General features: G+C 31.6%; 13 protein-coding genes. 8 read left to right on the top strand and 5 right to left on the bottom strand.

What is annotated here, in order from left to right; translation table 11 throughout:
• Nucleotides 1-49: 49 nt before the first annotated feature.
• The 4 genes from Q4Q35_RS22235 (at nucleotide 50) to Q4Q35_RS22220 (ending at nucleotide 6,787) form a co-directional block, all read left to right on the top strand.
• A complete protein-coding gene (locus Q4Q35_RS22235) occupies nucleotides 50-2,332 on the top strand; it encodes an inorganic phosphate transporter (RefSeq protein WP_303280275.1) in 2,283 nt (760 codons plus the stop codon).
• Between the two features lie 806 nt (nucleotides 2,333-3,138).
• Nucleotides 3,139-3,582, top strand: coding sequence for a helix-turn-helix domain-containing protein (locus Q4Q35_RS22230; RefSeq protein ID WP_303280273.1), 444 nt, complete (start codon nucleotides 3,139-3,141; stop codon nucleotides 3,580-3,582).
• Between the two features lie 122 nt (nucleotides 3,583-3,704).
• Nucleotides 3,705-4,991 (top strand): carboxypeptidase-like regulatory domain-containing protein, encoded by a 1,287-nt coding sequence (locus tag Q4Q35_RS22225; protein ID WP_303280271.1) that lies wholly within the window; start codon nucleotides 3,705-3,707, stop codon nucleotides 4,989-4,991.
• A 26-nt stretch (nucleotides 4,992-5,017) separates the two neighbouring features.
• A complete protein-coding gene (locus Q4Q35_RS22220; RefSeq protein WP_303280270.1) occupies nucleotides 5,018-6,787 on the top strand; it encodes an outer membrane protein assembly factor BamB family protein in 1,770 nt (589 codons plus the stop codon).
• A gap of 76 nt (nucleotides 6,788-6,863) precedes the next feature.
• Here Q4Q35_RS22220 and Q4Q35_RS22215 read toward each other — a convergent pair whose 3' ends face one another.
• The 5 genes from Q4Q35_RS22215 to Q4Q35_RS22195 all read right to left on the bottom strand — a co-directional run bounded on the left by Q4Q35_RS22215 (nucleotide 6,864) and on the right by Q4Q35_RS22195 (nucleotide 14,036).
• Nucleotides 6,864-10,394, bottom strand: a complete 3,531-nt coding sequence (locus Q4Q35_RS22215) for an efflux RND transporter permease subunit (RefSeq protein ID WP_303280269.1) — start codon at nucleotides 10,392-10,394, stop codon at nucleotides 6,864-6,866.
• 122 nt (nucleotides 10,395-10,516) lie between these two features.
• The gene (locus Q4Q35_RS22210; RefSeq protein ID WP_303280268.1) at nucleotides 10,517-11,686 is read right to left on the bottom strand and encodes an efflux RND transporter periplasmic adaptor subunit; all 1,170 of its coding nucleotides are present in this window, start codon (nucleotides 11,684-11,686) and stop codon (nucleotides 10,517-10,519) included.
• Between the two features lie 38 nt (nucleotides 11,687-11,724).
• A complete protein-coding gene (locus Q4Q35_RS22205; protein ID WP_303280267.1) occupies nucleotides 11,725-12,078 on the bottom strand; it encodes a four helix bundle protein in 354 nt (117 codons plus the stop codon).
• 30 nt (nucleotides 12,079-12,108) lie between these two features.
• Nucleotides 12,109-13,428, bottom strand: coding sequence for a TolC family protein (locus tag Q4Q35_RS22200; protein ID WP_303280265.1), 1,320 nt, complete (start codon nucleotides 13,426-13,428; stop codon nucleotides 12,109-12,111).
• Between the two features lie 2 nt (nucleotides 13,429-13,430).
• Complete coding sequence (locus tag Q4Q35_RS22195) at nucleotides 13,431-14,036, bottom strand: TetR/AcrR family transcriptional regulator (protein ID WP_303280263.1); 606 nt, start codon at nucleotides 14,034-14,036, stop codon at nucleotides 13,431-13,433.
• Nucleotides 14,037-14,160: 124 nt separating this feature from the next.
• Between Q4Q35_RS22195 and Q4Q35_RS22190 the strand changes: the two genes are divergently transcribed.
• The 4 genes from Q4Q35_RS22190 (at nucleotide 14,161) to ric (ending at nucleotide 16,809) form a co-directional block, all read left to right on the top strand.
• Nucleotides 14,161-15,135: a polyprenyl synthetase family protein gene (locus Q4Q35_RS22190; RefSeq protein WP_303280262.1), complete on the top strand. Its 975-nt coding sequence runs from the start codon at nucleotides 14,161-14,163 to the stop codon at nucleotides 15,133-15,135.
• Nucleotides 15,135-15,482 (top strand): hypothetical protein, encoded by a 348-nt coding sequence (locus tag Q4Q35_RS22185; protein ID WP_303280261.1) that lies wholly within the window; start codon nucleotides 15,135-15,137, stop codon nucleotides 15,480-15,482. The genes Q4Q35_RS22190 and Q4Q35_RS22185 overlap by 1 nt, the downstream gene beginning before the upstream one ends.
• 109 nt (nucleotides 15,483-15,591) lie before the next feature.
• On the top strand, nucleotides 15,592-16,026 hold the full coding sequence (locus Q4Q35_RS22180) for an RrF2 family transcriptional regulator (RefSeq protein WP_303280260.1): 435 nt from the start codon (nucleotides 15,592-15,594) through the stop codon (nucleotides 16,024-16,026).
• Between the two features lie 51 nt (nucleotides 16,027-16,077).
• The gene (gene ric, locus Q4Q35_RS22175; RefSeq protein ID WP_303280259.1) at nucleotides 16,078-16,809 is read left to right on the top strand and encodes an iron-sulfur cluster repair di-iron protein; all 732 of its coding nucleotides are present in this window, start codon (nucleotides 16,078-16,080) and stop codon (nucleotides 16,807-16,809) included.
• Nucleotides 16,810-16,866: the final 57 nt, after the last annotated feature.

Here is a 16,866-nt window from a genome sequence, read left to right as displayed (position 1 = left end):
TATTACTAGGAAACACTTAAGATATTTGCAAACTTATTAAAATTAAATTATGGACAATATTTATTTACTAATGCTTATTGCTATTACAGTTTTAGCAGTTGCTGATATTGTAGTTGGTGTGAGTAACGATGCCATAAATTTCCTGAACTCTGCTATTGGCTCTAAAGCTATTTCTTTACGAACTATTATGATAGTTGCAAGTTTAGGTATTTTTATTGGAGCCGTATTTTCTAGTGGCATGATGGAAGTTGCACGTAAAGGAATCTTCGTGCCAGCTATGTTTAATTTTGAAGAAATCATGTATATTTTTATGGCGGTGATGATTACGGACATATTACTGTTAGATTTCTTTAACACATTAGGATTGCCAACATCTACAACAGTTTCTATAGTGTTCAATTTATTAGGTGCAGCTGTAGTTATGTCATTAATAAAAATTAGTGCTTCAGATTCTCAAACTTTTGCTAATCTGGGAGATTATATAAATACAAAGAAAGCTTTAGAAATTATTCGTGGTATAATAATGTCGGTGTTTATAGCTTTTACCGTTGGAGCTATTGTACAATGGATTTCTCGTTTAGTTTTTACTTTTCATTATGAAAAGAAAATAAAAAATTTCGGAGCCATATTTGGAGGTATTTCTTTAGCAGCCATCACCTATTTTATCTTTTTAAAAGGATTAAAAGGAACACCCTATTATAAAGATCTTAAAGGTCTTCTTGATGGAAACGAATTTCTTATCATACTTGCAAGTTTAATTTTTTGGACTTTATTTTCATTCGGATTCCAAAAGGTATTCAAAAAAACGATTTTACTTGTTGTAATTGCTGTGGGAACTTTTGGTTTAGCACTCGCTTTTTCTGGTAATGATTTAGTAAACTTTATTGGTGTACCTATGGCAGCTTATCATTCTTATGAAGCTTGGACTGCTTCTGGTATTGATGCATCTTTGTTCTCAATGGAAGTGCTTGACAAAAAAGTTCCAGCTGAACCATTACTACTGTTCATTGCTGGAGGTATCATGGTATTAACCTTATGGTTTTCCAAAAAAGCCAAAACAGTAGCAGAAACTGAAATAAGTTTATCTCGTCAAGGAGAAACACACGAAAAGTTTGAACCGAATATATTATCAAGAAGTGTTGTAAAAGCATCAACTTGGATATCTGATTTATTCAGCAATATTATGCCTGTATCTACTCAAGAAAAAATAGGTAAGAGTTTTGAAAAACCAGATACAATAGCATTAACTAAAGACCAAAGTGTTAATGCTCCTGCTTTTGATATGATTAGAGCTTCTGTAAACCTAATGGTTGCGGGTGTCTTAATTGCTATTGCAACATCAATGAAGTTGCCATTATCTACAACTTATGTAACATTTATGGTAGCCATGGGTACATCCTTTGCAGATCGTGCCTGGGGAAGAGAAAGTGCAGTGTACAGAGTTGCAGGTGTTCTAAATGTTATAGGCGGATGGTTTGGTACTGCAATTGGTGCTTTTATAGCTGCAGGAACTGTTGTCTTTTTAATTAAGTGGAATCCTAGTGTGATGACACCTATTTTGTTATTATTAACGATTATTCTATTGGTTAGAAATTACTTATCACACAAAAAAGGGTCGAAAAAAGTTATTGATGAAGATAGCCTTACACAAGCCGAAAGTAGTTCTATTCAAGGGGTTATTCATGAAAGTGCAAATAATATAGCCAATGTTGTAAAACGTGGGAATAAAATTTATTCCAGTGCGATAAATGGTTTAGCTAAACAAGATTTAATTCTATTAAAAAAGAATAAGAAAAACATCGTAAAACTATCTAATGAAATTGATGAATTGCGTGACAATATCTTTTATTTTATTAAGAATTTAGATGAATCGAGTTTAGGAGCAAGTAATTTCTATATTAATATATTAGGATATTTACAAGACATGACACAATCATTAGAGTATGTTTCTAAAGTAAGTCATAAACATGTAAATAATAATCACAAGAAATTAAAGTTCAACCAAATTAAAGAACTTAAACAAATTGATCAAGATCTTGAGTCGTTATTTAATAGAACCAAAAAAGCTTTTGATTCGCGATCTTTCGAACAAATAGGTGCTATTTTAAATAATAAAAAAGATGTTTTCGATTTAGTCACTGAAAAAATACAAAGGCAGGTAGAACGTACTAGAACAGAAGAGTCTAGCCCAAAAAATACAACCTTATATTTTAGTCTTCTTTTAGAAACCAAAGATTTACTTACAGCAACTATGAATCTTTTACAAGAATATCATAACGCACATGATGCCTCGGTGGAACCTGCGACGATTCCCACAGATGAAGAGGAGTGAAAATAAGTATAAATTCAATATAAAATCCCCGTTTTTGTTTAAAATGGGGATTGTTTATTTATATCTAATTGGATCCAATTTATAGTATAAACAAAATTGATATTTTTACAAAAAGAATAACTTAATATTACTTTATAAAATTGAATTTTAGCTTCTACGATATTATCCATATACTTCTAGTATTTGTTCAATTACTGCTAATTATTGTATTATTATTTAAAGGTAGACACATAATATCTAATAGATTAATCGCTTTCTTTCTTTTTGCTCAAATTTTATACTCATTTGATGAGTTCTGCTTGAGAAATTCGAACTTCAGTTATATTGATTTTCCTTATTTAGCGTACATAGCTTTACCTTTTTTTACTGTTTGGGGACCTTCTATGTATTTGTATATTAAGTCGGAAATAACTACTGATTTTCGCTTTAAAGCAAAGTACGTAATTCATTATTTACCCCTTATTCTCTTAAGTATATACTTTGTCTTCAACTTTCATTTTTATTCTATAGAAGAAAAAAGAGAACTGCTTGTCTCTAAAGAAATACTTAGCAATGTCTATAAAAAGATATTTGCAGCTTTTGTAGGCTTTCAAGTTTTTATATACAATGTAATATCTATAGTATCTATTGAAAAATTTGCTAAAACAAATACTTTAAAAACACGTAAATTTCTATCTAAAATAAAGTGGAATAAGTTTATAATTTATGGCTATTTTATAGTGTGTTTGTGTAATAATTTGGTGGTATACATATTTGTATACACTAAAATCAAAAATATATTTCTTTATATATACATATCGTCATTATTGTTTTTAATATACTTCTCAATTATATTAGGTAAGGCATTATTAAGTTCTCATTTTGGTGAAGTATTTAAAAAACCAAAATCGCCATCATTAAGCCAAGATGAATATTCTAATTTAAATATACAGTTAGAGCAACATATGAATACGCAAAAACCTTTTTTGCAATTTGGTTTAACATTATCTGAGTTAGCTTCGGAATTAAACATAAAGGAACGCCTATTATCACAATTTATTAATAGCCATTATAATGCTACTTTTCAAGATTATGTTAATGTATTTAGAATTGAAGAAGCTAAAAAATTAATTGAACAAAGTAAAGATTCTGGAAAAACAATATTAGAAATTGTATACGAATCTGGCTTTAACTCTAAAAGTGCTTTTAACTTTGCTTTTAAAAAGCATACGCAAACAACTCCTACACAATATAAAAAAGGTCTTAGATAAAGAGTATCTTTTTGTATTAATTTTCTTAAAAAATAACCGTAAAAATAGTCCTGTTTCATGAAACAGGACATTTTTATATGCTTATCTCCATTAATTTACTGAACACATAAAAAAATAATATCATGAAATTACTATTTAAAGTAAAAAACATTTCAAGGCTAATAGCTCTTATTTTCATTTCAATAACTACACAGGTTGAAGCGTTTAGCTTCTTGCAAACCGAAACCAATGTAACTACATCATATAAAGAATTTAAGGGTAAAGTTATTGATAGCAAAACACAAACGCCTTTGGTATCTGCTCATATTTTTTTAGAAGATACTAATGTGAATACGATAACTAATGCAGAAGGGGAGTTTTTATTGAAAGTAGATAAGAACCTATTAGATAAAAGCCTAGTAATATCTTTTTTAGGTTATACAGATAAAACCATTCCATTATCACAATTAAACGAAGGTGACAATAAAATATATTTAACACCTACAACAACACAACTTGCCGATGTAAATATAGAAAGCTTAAAAAATGCAGAAGAATTGGTAAAAGCAGTATTTCAAAAAAAAGGTGAAAATTATTCGGATGATCATGTGGTAATGACCGCTTTTTATAGAGAAACTATTAAACAAAGAAAAAAAAATGTGTCGCTCTCTGAAGCGATAGTCAATATTTACAAAGCACCTTATAGTTCAAATGATAAAGATATTTTAAAGTTTTACAAAACCAGAAAAAACACAAACTATACAAGGTTAGATACACTGGTGTTTAAATTACAAGGAGGGCCATTTAACACCCTTTTTGTAGACATGATGAAATATCCTAAATATATTTTTACAAAAGAGACTATGCTAAGCTATAATTTTAGTTTCAGTCATACAACAAAAATGGATAATATGCTTGTTCATGTTATTAATTTTAAACAAAAAGAATCTGTTAAAGACCTGCTTTATGAAGGGAAACTATTTATTGATTATGAAAACAAAATTTTAACCCGTGCCACATATTCACTTAATATTACTAGTAAAGATAAAGCCATAGGTTGGTTTACAAAACATAAACCATCTCGAGCAATTGTAGTACCGACAAAAGCAACCTATCAAGTAAATTATATTGAAAAAAATAAAAAGTGGTATTACGGATATAGTAACCTCGATTTAGATTTTAAAGTGAATTGGAAGAATAAATTATTCAATTCTAACTATAGTATGTCTTGCGAAATGGCTGTTACCGATTGGAAAACAAATAAAACACAAGAAATGCCAAAATATAAAGATCGTATCAAATCATCAGTTGTAATGACCGATTATTCTATAGGTTTTTCAGACCCTAATTTCTGGGGATCGCATAATATTATTGAACCCGATAAGTCTATAGAACGTGCGATAAAGAAAATTCAAAAGCGAATAAAATAGCCTCATTTTAAGTCAAATTCATAATAATGAATCAAAAAATAGTAGGCTGCTTTCTTCTTGTCTTTATTAGCTTTACCCTGTTTTCCTTTGCCATTCAGGATATAGAACACCCAAAAACAAAATGGCGATTTAAAACACAAGGTTCTGTTCGTGGGACAGCTGTAATTTCAGGTAACGTTGTTTATTTTGGGAGTTCAGATGGTTATATATATGCATTAAATAAGCAAAATGGGAATTTAATTTGGAAATATAAAACTGATGGCGCTATAGTTTCTTCACCAGAAATATCAAATACGTCATTATATATTTCGAGTAGAGATCGCAACCTATATGCTATAAATATAAAAGATGGCAGTCTGAACTGGAAGTTTAAAATGGGCGAGAATTTACTTGATAATCATGCAGGATGGAAATACTTTATGGCCTCTCCAAAAGTTGAAGGAAATAATGTTTTAATAGGCTCTGGAGATGGAAACCTTTATGCTATTAATATTACAAGTGGAAAGTTAAACTGGAAATTTAAAACGAATGGCAGAATTAGAGCAACGCCCTTAGTTCATAAAAATAAAATTTATCAACCAAGTAATGATGGCTATGTCTATGTTTTAAACTTAAATGGAACATTAGATTGGAAATTTGCAACAAAAGGAACAACTTATAATCCTGTTGATTATACTTTCGATAGAAGTTCTATAATAGCACAGCCATTAATTAAAAATGACTTATTAATTATTGCTTCAAGAGATGGAAATACTTATGGGGTAGACTTAAAAACACAGAAGAAAAAATGGGATTTCACTTATGGAAATACCTGGGCTATGGGAACAAATATTTCCGATAATATTGTTTATGTTAATTGGTCTACAAATGATACTTTCTGTGCATTAGACTTGAAAACGGGTGAAGAAAAATGGAAATTTAAAACGGGTTCACATAATTTTCCAAGGGCGTTGTTGTCTAATACAAGCGTTTATATGGCCTCTTCCGATGGTAAAATTTATAGATTGAATAAACTTACTGGTGAAAAAGTTTGGGACTATACCATTGGTGACGAGATTTATGCTTCACCAATTTATGATACAGAGACGAAAAGTATATTTTTTGGCTGCGATAATGGGTATTTATATGCTATAAACGAAGGAACAAAAGTTTATAAAGCTGTATATCACCCTTATAATACCAATACAGGGAAATTAAAAAACCCTAAGGCTAGTAAAGAGATTACACCTTACTTATCTAAAAAGGGATTTAGGCATATTGATAATGAAAATGATCTTTATCAATTTATCAAAAACAGAATAGAGGATAAAGCAGTGAGTGTTATTGTTTTTCCATATTTGGTAATTCCGCATAATGTCCTTGGTGTACATCCAGAAAAAGGATTAATGAGACACTATTTAGAAAAAGGAGGAAAAGTAATTTGGTTAGGGGATATCCCTAACTATTTTGAACGTAACAATTTAGGTAAACAAATACGGTCTAAAATTCCAGCATCAAAATTACTTGATATAGAGTTTGGTACACCGGAATTCGGAATCTATTTTAGTAAAACAACGCAGGAAGGTCAAAATTGGGGACTTCCAAAATGGCTAAAAACCTATAGCACCAGCGTGTCTTCAAGAGGTATTATTCCTTTAGCTTACAATGAGTTTAACCAGGTGAGCATTTGGATGAAAAAGTTTCACCCGAGAGATGGTTCAGGTTATATTTCTTGTAGAACTTGGGGAGCTAATACCAAAATTAAAGAAACAGACCTTGATTTGCTTTACAAAATAGCAATTTATGGTTTAGAGTAAAATTAAATGAGGCTGCCTAAACATTGTTTAGACAGCCTCATTATTTAAGTAGCAAATAGACTTTTAATTATTTGCTTTATTTATCTACACTCAAGATTTCTACTTCTTTTGGTAGTTCATTTTGAGAATATTTAACTGCTCTTTTACTATACAACCACATTTTAAATTTAGTTACTAAAAAGAACAGTATTGGTACCACAATTAGCGTAAGGAACGTAGCGACAAATAATCCGTAAATAACGGTCCATGCAAGAGGCCCCCAGAAAATAACATTATCACCTCCCATGTAAATATGTGGATTGAACTCACTAAACAAAGTAAAGAAGTTAATGTTTAATCCTGTTGCTAATGGTATTAATCCTAAAATAGTAGTGATAGCTGTTAACAGTACAGGGCGTAAACGCGCTTTTCCACCTTTTATAATAGCTTCTAACAAATCAGGAGTTTCAAGGTATTGATCGTCTTCTAAATTGTGTTTTATTTTTTGTCTGTCAATTAAAAGCTGTGTATAATCTAAGAGTACCACGCCGTTGTTTACAACAATACCTGCCAGTGATATAATACCCATCATGGTCATCATAATTACAAAGGCGCTACCGGTTGCGACAATACCACCAAATACACCAATTAAACTCAGGAAAATAGCAAGCATAATGATACCTGGTTTAGATACGGAGTTAAACTGGAAAATAAGAATAAAGAAAATTAAACCTAAACCTGTAAAGAACGCTCCCATTAAGAAGGCCATTTGTTTGTTTTGCTCCTCTATTTGTCCGGTATAATCAACTTTAACCGTTGCAGGTTTTTCTGTGAAACCTTGCATCTCATTTTGAATTTGCGATACAATAGCTCCGGCATCAGTAAACCCAGGTGCTAAAGCAGAGTATAAGGTTACCACACGTCTTACATCTCTATGTTTTATAGCACTAAATCCAGAGGTGTTATTTTGTTTAGCAACGGTGGAAACAGGAATTTCTTTTATTTGTCCGCTGGCAGGGTCTCTAAATGTTATTTTCTGGTTGAAAATAGCACTGGTATTATACCTGTTTTCTTCATTAAAACGCACATAAATATCATAATCTTCACCATCTTCTTTATAAATACCAGCTTTAGCTCCAAAGATAGCATTACGCAATTGTTGCCCTACTTGTCCAGAGGTTACGCCTAATTCACCTGCTTTTTTTCTGTCCACCTGAACCTGCATAGATGGTTTCGATTTATTTACGTCGATTTTTAATTCGTCAATACCTTGAATATTTTTCGAATTAATATAATCACGCATTTTTTCAGCAGTTGCTATAAGTTCTGAATAGTCGTTTCCTTCTAACTCAAGGTTTATAGGGTAACCTGCCGGAGGTCCAACAGCATCTTTTTCAACGGAAATAGCAACACCGGGATAAATATCTTTTAAGTTTTCCTGTACTTTTTTAAGAAGGACATTACTATCGGCACCATCTCTATATTTATATTCACGCATGGTCGCCGTTATTTTACCACGATGTGGCATTTCTGCTTGCGAGCCTCCATCTGTTTGTGGATTTCCGGCACCTGCTCCAACTTGAGATACGGCACTTTCTGTCAAGAAATTAAAATCACCATGCATATAAGCTTCTTCGTTTATAATTTTATAAACACGCTCTTCAATATCTTTTGTAATAGCATTGGTTTTTTTAATATCTGTTCCTTCGGGATATTCTATATATACTATAATTTGGTTTGGTGTATTATCTGGGAAAAATTCAACTTTGGTACGTTGACTTCCAACAGATGCTCCAAACCCCATAAAGGCTATGATGAGTAGAACAAATGTTCCGATGGCAATAAATGCTGGTTTTCTTCCACTTAATGCAGCACGAAGTGATTTTTCATAAAAACGTTCCCACTTAGGTAATATATTATTTTGAAATCCGTTAGCCCAACCTCTTAGAAATAAACGATATAACCATAATAAAATAACAGTTACGATCATTAAGGTTCCCAAACCTCTATAGCTTCCACCAATAAGCATGATGAGTAAGCCAATACCCCCAACTATAGCGGAGATTTTGATAATGTTTTTTAAAGGCATGTCTTTATCCTCGGTAGTCATAAACTGAGATACCATAACAGAGTTAAAGAAGATAGCCACAAACAAAGAGGAACCTAATACAACTGACAGGGTAATTGGGAAATAAATCATAAATTGTCCCATAACGCCAGGCCATAACCCTAAGGGAATAAAGGCAGCGACTGTGGTTGCTGTAGATATAATAATAGGAAATGCGATTTCGCCAATCCCTTTTTTAGCCGCTTCTATGCGACTCATACCTTCTTCACTCATTAAGCGATACACGTTTTCTACAACGACAATACCATTATCAACCAACATTCCAAGTCCCATAATAAGCCCGAAAAGAATCATGGTATTCATGGTATACCCCAACATGTTTAAAATCATAAGCGACATAAACATAGACATTGGGATTGCAAACCCAACAAACAAGGCATTTTTAAACCCTAAAAAGAACATTAAAACAGTAACCACGAGAATGATACCAAAGATGATATTGTTTACCAGATCATCAACTTGTCCAATGGTTTTTGAAGATTGATCGTTTGCTACGGTAACTATTAAGTCTGGAGGAAATACATTATCAATAGCATCTTTAATAATAACGTCTATTTGTTCTGCCGCAGCTACCATGTTTTTTCCTGCCCGTTTCTTAACATCTAGCATGACAACAGGTGCTCCAAATTCTCTTGCGTAAGTCGTTTTGTCCTCATCTTTAAAGGAAACTTGAGCAATATCTTTTAAATAAATAGGATTCTCTTTTTCAGACTTTACTACAAAGTTTTCAAGCTCATCAGGTTCGTCAATTTCACCAATAATTCTAATGGTACGTCTTTGTCCGCTTGTAATTAAATTACCTGCAGACATGGTCATGTTTTCATTGCTAATGGTATTGATAATGTCTTGAAAACTAACCTGAGCAGCCATCATTTTATAAATGTCTACAGCTACTTCTACTTCTTTTTCTTGAGCCCCACGAATATCAACTTGCTTAATTTCTTGTAGGCTTTCAATTTCGTCTTCTAGATATTCTCCGTATTCCTTTAATTTATCAACTGGATAATCTCCGGAAATATTAATATTGAGGATTGGAATTTCCTCAGACATACTTAAATCGAAAATATTGGGCTCTACTTTAGCGCCGTTAAATGTTGGCCAATCTTCACCAGAGGTTTCAGAGTCGACTTCATCCTTTACTTTTTGTTTCGCAGCTTCAACCGTAATATTCTCATCGAATTCTACAATAATAATAGAATAATCTTCTTGAGATGTTGAGGTGATTTCAATAACATTACTAACTGTCTTAAGTTTGTCCTCAATAGGGTCGGTTATTAGTTTTTCAATATCCTCGGCGGTATTTCCTGGATACACAGAACTAATATAGATTTTGGTTTCCTTAATTTCTGGGAAATTCTCTCTTGGCATACTAAAATAAGCACCAGCTCCAAGAAACAAGATTAAAAGAATTAAAACATACATGGTTGTTTTATTATTAATGGCCCATGATGATAAACCAAACTCCTTATCTACATTCTTTTGTTTTTTATTTTTACTCATTAGTTCTTTATTTTTTGTCATTCCTGCGAAGGCAGGAATCTTATATTTAGAAACTGAATTTTAATAAAATGGATTCCTGCTTTACTGAAACAAGTTCAGCACATGTCGCAGGAATGACAAGTTTATTCTACAACAAGTATTTTTATATCTTGTCCATCTTTAACACTTCTAGCACCTTCATCAATAATCTCACTTCCATTTGCTAAACCAGAAAGAACTTCAATGTCATCACCTTGTGTTTTTCCTGTTGTGATGATAACACGTTTCGCTTTTGCTTTATTTTCAACTTTGTCGGTCACAGTATATACATATTGATCACCTTCTGCATTTTCTGAAATAATACTTTGTGGTATTAGTATGGCTTTTTCATTTGTATAATCATTAATCTTAAGCTTCGCTGTTAAATTAGGTTTAATAGACTTGTCTTTATTTGAAACAGCTACTTCAATTTTAAAGGTTCGGTTGGCTGGATTTATAAAGTTTCCAGCTTGACGAATTTCAGCATCCATCTTTTTTCCTAGTACTGGAAATTCTACTTGCACATTTTTTCCAGGTGTTATATTAGAAATATAACGCTCCGGTACATCAGATTCAATGTACATGTCTTGAAGATTTACAATTCTAAAAAGCTGAGATTGGCCAGGAGCTACAACACTTCCTTGCTCTGAAATCACATCGTCTATAGTACCAGAAAAAGGGGCGCGAACAACTGTTTTTCCAACTTGTTGTTGTAATTGATTAACCGCTCTTTGTTGTGCTTCATAGGTAGATTTAGCTTGTAAATACTGAATTTCACTACCAATTTTCTGATTCCATAAGCGTTCTTGACGCTCAAAAGTTGTTTTTGCTAACTCAGCTTGAATTTGTAGTTGTGCTACTTGCTGGCTTAATCCCCCATCATCAATTTTTGCTAGCATTTGTCCTTTAACTACTTTCTGTCCTTCTTTAACGTAAACTCTTGCTAAGGTTCCAGAATACTCCGGATATATTACAAGGTTTTTCTTTGTGCTTACATTTCCTTGCAATTCTACAAAGTGATTGAAAATAGCTTCTTTAGCAGCAAAGGTTGTTATTAAAGGAATTCTTTCCTGTGGATCCAGTTTTTTAATTTCTAATTCTAATTGTCTTAATTGTGAAGAAATTTCCTGAGCAGAAGCATCTAACTCCGTTTTCTTTTGTCTTATTTGCTCTAAATTTCCAGAAGCTATAATATCTTCAACAGACATTTTTTTATCGCTCCCACAAGAAGTTAAAAGTAGTGTTACGATTACTAGTGAATATATATTTTTCATTTTTAATTGAGTTTAATAGGTTGATTTTGTTTATGAGTTTATTTTGATTTATATAGGCCATCAAGCATAGCGGTTATTTCTGAAATATCTTGTCTCACGTTTTTATACGCCTCATTCGAAAGAAGCTCTAAATCATTAGAGATTATTATTTGGTTTAAAAGCTCTAATGCTGAACTAAAGGCAATTTCTGTAAATCTTGCTTTGTCTTTTGCTGAATGCCTTCCAGTTCCTTCTGCTATGTTTGATGAAATTGAAACAGCACACCTTCTCATTTGACTAATTAATCCAAAGCGTTCATCGTCAGGGAATAACTTTGTTAATTTATATGTTTTAACAGCTAATTTTCTTGATTTTTGCCAAACGGATAATTTTTCGAAAGAAAATGTTTTCATCTTTAATTTTTTTAAACTTTAAACAATAAACTAATCAACTTTATTTAATACGGTTTCTAATTCAGCCTTTTTGTTTATAACATCAAGCATGGCTTGTAAAAATTCTTGTTGAGAACTGTACAATTGTGTTTGCGCTTGTCTTAACTCGAAACTTGAAGCAATACCTTCAAAAAACTTAGTTTGATTTTTCTGTTCGATACGTTCAGCCAGATTTAAATTTTGTTTTTTGTTGTCGTAATCTTCAATAGCAAATTGATAATCGCTTTTAGCAGATGCTATTTGAAGTTTCAATTTTTGCTGCGTTTCTGTTAGGTCCTCTTTGGCTTTTTCAAGGTTAATTCTGGCACGTTGTGTTGACGCGCTTCTTTTACCTGAACTAAAAATCGGGATATTCATACTAACTCCAAAAGCTGCAGTTCCTGCCCAAATTTGGTTACTATCTAAAAATCTAAAATTTTGATTATTTCCAACATATGAAGCGTTTGCAAAAGCACTTAATGTTGGTAGAGCTTTGCTTTTTTCTAATTTTAAAAGAAGTTCTTTAGAAATTTTATCGTTTTCTGCAATTTTAAAATCTATATTGTTTTCAACCTTATCTTCAGCATTAAGAAGATCAAAAGTAATGTTTTGAGTTGTTAAACTTTCTAAATTATCAGTTAGTACAGTTTTAGAATTTATATCTGTACCTAAAGTAATATTCAACATTTGATAAGCTAAAGTTTTTAAGCGTGATGTATTGCTTAAATTACTTTCAACCCCAGATAATGTAATTTGTAACTGTTCTACACTTTCCTCTTCTTCTAAACCATTTTCATAAATCTTTGTAGTTTCGTTAAGGTTTTTCTTTAAGACAGCTATGTTGCGTTCTAAAATCTTAACACTTTCCTCAGCGAGTAAAACATTGCCATATGCATTAATAACGGCTTTTCTAATCTCTAAATCGGTTTTTTCTTTGGCGTTTTTAGAAATTTCCAGGAATACTTTTGCAGACTGCAACCCAACTAAATAAGACCCGTCAAAAAGTAATTGATCCATTCGTATTGAAGGTGTAACAGATTGTTTAGCTCCAAAATCTATAACACCATCTTGGTCAAAATCTATAGCGTCAAATTGTTGTTTTATATTATTTTGATAATCAATTTTTCCGCTTATTTGAGGTAAACCAATTGTGGTGGTTTCCCATTTTTGTTTTTCGGCTGCTTTAATATCTCGTGTAGCATTTTTTGCAGTTCTATTATTTTCTAATGCAAAGTCTATGGCTTCTTGTAAAGAAAAACTTTTGGTGTCTTCTTGAGAAAACATGACTATAGAGTATAATAAACTAAATATTAAAATTAGTTTGTTTTTCATTTTTATGATTGATTTGATGTTATAAATTTATTTAATATTTCAAAGCCTTTATCGGTAACGATGGCTCTTAAATGATATTCTAAATAGCTTTCCATTAAGTAATCCATGGTGTAAATTTCCTTAGGAAAAATGGAATCATCTTTTATACCGGTCATTCCATTAAAGTACATTCTGGATATAAAATCCACATTAATATTAGATCTGAATAATTCAGTATCAACACCTTTTTGAAGGCTATCTTTAACCGAATCGTGCATCTTTTCAAATTGCTTTATTTTTAGCGCATCATATATTTGTGGGTAATATTTTTTTAACTGGAATTGAGGCGATGACTTTTGATTTTTTAAGTGATGCATCACAAACATTTTAATGTCGTACAATTCTTCAATAGGGTTGTTTGAGGCTCTACATATGGTGTCAATACCATCGCAAATGGTTCCAAATAATTCAAAGGTTACTGCTTCTACCAATTTAGTTTTGTTAGCAAAATGAACGTAAATGGTCTTTTTAGAAATACCCATTTCCTGAGCAATGTCGTCCATTGTAACACTTTTAAAACCTAGCGTTAGAAATAATTCTGCTGCTTTATGTATAATCTTTTCTCTCATAATCGGGTGCAAATATATGACTGGAAACTTTAAAAACAAAAAAAGTTTCCAAAGTTTTATTGTTTTTTAACATATAATTTACATACATACTTTTTAATAATACTATTTGCTTTATTTTTGCTGAATGCTTTCAATAGAAAAATATCAAGAAGAATTTGTTGCTTATTTAGAAAAATATTCGGTATTAAAAGAGCCTAAAAACTTGTATGAACCTATTCAATATATTCTGGGTTTGGGAGGGAAACGGTTAAGACCGGTTTTAACTTTAATGGCTGCCGAAATTTTTAATAGCGATTATAAAAAGGGATTAGACGCTGCCTTAAGTATTGAGGTTTTTCATAATTTCTCGTTGGTTCATGATGATATTATGGATGATGCGCCGTTACGCCGGGGTGAAGAAACTGTACATGAAAAATGGGATATTAATACAGGTATCCTTTCAGGCGATGCGATGTTAATTATGGCATATCAGCTATTCGAAAACTATGATGCTAATACATTTCACTCTTTAGCAAAACTGTTTAGTAAAACCGCTATAGAGGTTTGTGAAGGGCAGCAATATGATGTTGATTTTGAAACCCGAAACGATGTAACTGTACCGGAATATTTAAAAATGATTGAATATAAAACGGCTGTTTTAGTGGGAGCAGCTATGAAAATGGGAGCTATTGTTGCTAAGGCATCAGAAGCAGATCAAAATAGTATTTATGAATTTGGACGAAATTTAGGTATTGCTTTCCAATTACAAGACGATTATTTAGATGCTTTTGGTAACCCAGAGACATTTGGTAAACAGGTTGGAGGCGATATTATTGAAAACAAAAAAACCTATCTATATTTAAAAGCATTAGAATTTTCTAATGAAGAAAATCAGCTTAAACTAAAGAGTTTATTTAATTCAGTACTTAAGGATAACGATACTAAAATTAGCACTGTAAAGGAAATTTTTAATAGTTCGGGAGCTTCTGATGCTACCCAAAAAGAAATTAAAAATTATACTAATAAATCTTTTTTAGTTTTAGAATCTTTAGATATTTCTAAGGAGAAAAAAATATTGTTACGTGATTTTGGTAAAAGCTTAATGAATAGGAACGTATAATGCAATTACCAACAACTTTCGAAACTCTAATAGAAGAAGCCAATCAATTAGATTTATATAAAAAATTAATTCTTCAACTTAATAAGGATTTTCTTTTAGCCAACGTCGATTTAGGTTTTCATGAAGAAGTTCTGCCTTCTAGTTTAAAACTGTTACTTCACGAGACGGTTTATAAATTGATTCAGGAAAAGTTTACCGAATATTTAAATCTGCTTTATATCATTGATGTTCCCGAAAAACAAGTTAAAGCATTGCATGGCGATGATCTCTTAAAACTCTCGGAAGAAGTATCTTTTTTAATTCTTAAACGTGAGTGGCAAAAAGTATGGTTTAGAAATAAATTTTAATTGAAAAGCGTTTCTTAAGAAATAAAGGGAGTACTTAAAACTTTTTATTTCGGATAAATTTGTCCTAATTAATAAAATCACTTATTTTTGTATAGAAATTATAAGGTATATGTTTTCTAAAGCTTGCGAATATGGTATTAAAGCGTCTATTTTTATTGCGCTTAGCTCTTATAAAGGTGTTCGTGTTAGTCTTAAAGCCATTGCTAAAGAGATAAATTCTCCCGAAGCATTTACAGCTAAGATTCTTCAGGATTTAGTAAGACATGATGTTATTAATTCTATAAAAGGAGCGCATGGAGGTTTCGAAATAGATAATACTTTAATTTCTTCAATAAAATTATCACATATAGTAAATGCTATTGATGGAGATGCTATTTACAGTCGTTGTGGATTAGGACTTCATACATGTAATGAGAATCACCCTTGTCCTGTTCACCATAAGTTTATTGGTGTTAGAGAAGAATTAAAATTGATGTTAGAAGATACAAACTTAGAAGAATTAGCTCTTGACATTAAGTCAGGGACTTCATTTTTGAAAGTGTAAAAAAAATTTAAACACAAATAGGATAAAATTATCCGAATTAAAATAATTATTATGGAAACAATACTTAAAGATTTACAAAAACAAATCGGACAATTTGTTGCCGAAGATTTTAGAACTGCTGCTGTTTTTAGTAATTACGGTATCGATTTTTGTTGTCGTGGGGATAGAACAGTGGAAGAAGTGTGTAATAAAAATGGCATAAACACATCTGAATTATTAGATAAACTTCAGAGCGCTGTAAGTGCTACTACGGGTGAAAGTATAGATTATAAATCATGGCCTCCGGATTTGTTGGTTGATTATATTGAGAAAAAGCACCATCGTTATGTAGAAGAAAAAATACCAGTATTACTTCAGTTTTTAAACAAACTGTGTAAAGTACATGGAGAAAGACATCCTGAATTGTTAAAAATTAATGAGCATTTTAAGGCCTCAGCAGGAGAGTTAGCAGCTCATATGAAAAAAGAGGAATTAATTCTGTTTCCGTTTATTAAAAAAATGATTAATGCAACCATAGCTAAATCTGCTGTAGAGGCACCCCATTTTGGAACAGTTGAAAACCCAATAGCTATGATGAAGGATGAGCATGATAATGAAGGGGTGCGTTTTAGAGAGATAGCAAAATTGACAAACAACTATACGCCACCAGCAGATGCTTGTAATACCTATAGAGTAACGTATGCTATGTTAGAGGAATTTGAAAAAGACTTGCATTTACATATTCATTTAGAAAATAACATTTTGTTCCCTGAAGCTATTAAATTAGAACAACAATTCGGTTAACAATAAGTTCTATTTAACGCTGAAAAATTCCAGGAAGAGATTTTTATACTTTCTGGA

It is taken from the genome of Flavivirga aquimarina (assembly GCF_030540835.1).
GTDB classification, from domain to species: Bacteria; Bacteroidota; Bacteroidia; order Flavobacteriales; family Flavobacteriaceae; genus Flavivirga; species Flavivirga aquimarina.
Note: the sequence above shows the minus strand (reverse complement) of the source record. Positions and strands in the feature narration are given on the sequence as shown.

Bases quoted from the DNA above. Each gene is read 5' to 3' on its own strand.
- Q4Q35_RS22235 (WP_303280275.1), top strand. From the start codon at position 50: ATGGACAATATTTATTTACTAATGCTTATTGCTATTACAGTTTTAGCA.
- Q4Q35_RS22225 (WP_303280271.1), top strand. From the start codon at position 3,705: ATGAAATTACTATTTAAAGTAAAAAACATTTCAAGGCTAATAGCTCTT.
- Q4Q35_RS22220 (WP_303280270.1), top strand. From the start codon at position 5,018: ATGAATCAAAAAATAGTAGGCTGCTTTCTTCTTGTCTTTATTAGCTTT.
- Q4Q35_RS22215 (WP_303280269.1), bottom strand. From the start codon at position 10,394: ATGAGTAAAAATAAAAAACAAAAGAATGTAGATAAGGAGTTTGGTTTA.
- Q4Q35_RS22210 (WP_303280268.1), bottom strand. From the start codon at position 11,686: ATGAAAAATATATATTCACTAGTAATCGTAACACTACTTTTAACTTCT.
- Q4Q35_RS22205 (WP_303280267.1), bottom strand. From the start codon at position 12,078: ATGAAAACATTTTCTTTCGAAAAATTATCCGTTTGGCAAAAATCAAGA.
- Q4Q35_RS22200 (WP_303280265.1), bottom strand. From the start codon at position 13,428: ATGAAAAACAAACTAATTTTAATATTTAGTTTATTATACTCTATAGTC.
- Q4Q35_RS22195 (WP_303280263.1), bottom strand. From the start codon at position 14,036: ATGAGAGAAAAGATTATACATAAAGCAGCAGAATTATTTCTAACGCTA.
- Q4Q35_RS22190 (WP_303280262.1), top strand. From the start codon at position 14,161: ATGCTTTCAATAGAAAAATATCAAGAAGAATTTGTTGCTTATTTAGAA.
- Q4Q35_RS22185 (WP_303280261.1), top strand. From the start codon at position 15,135: ATGCAATTACCAACAACTTTCGAAACTCTAATAGAAGAAGCCAATCAA.
- Q4Q35_RS22180 (WP_303280260.1), top strand. From the start codon at position 15,592: ATGTTTTCTAAAGCTTGCGAATATGGTATTAAAGCGTCTATTTTTATT.
- ric (WP_303280259.1), top strand. From the start codon at position 16,078: ATGGAAACAATACTTAAAGATTTACAAAAACAAATCGGACAATTTGTT.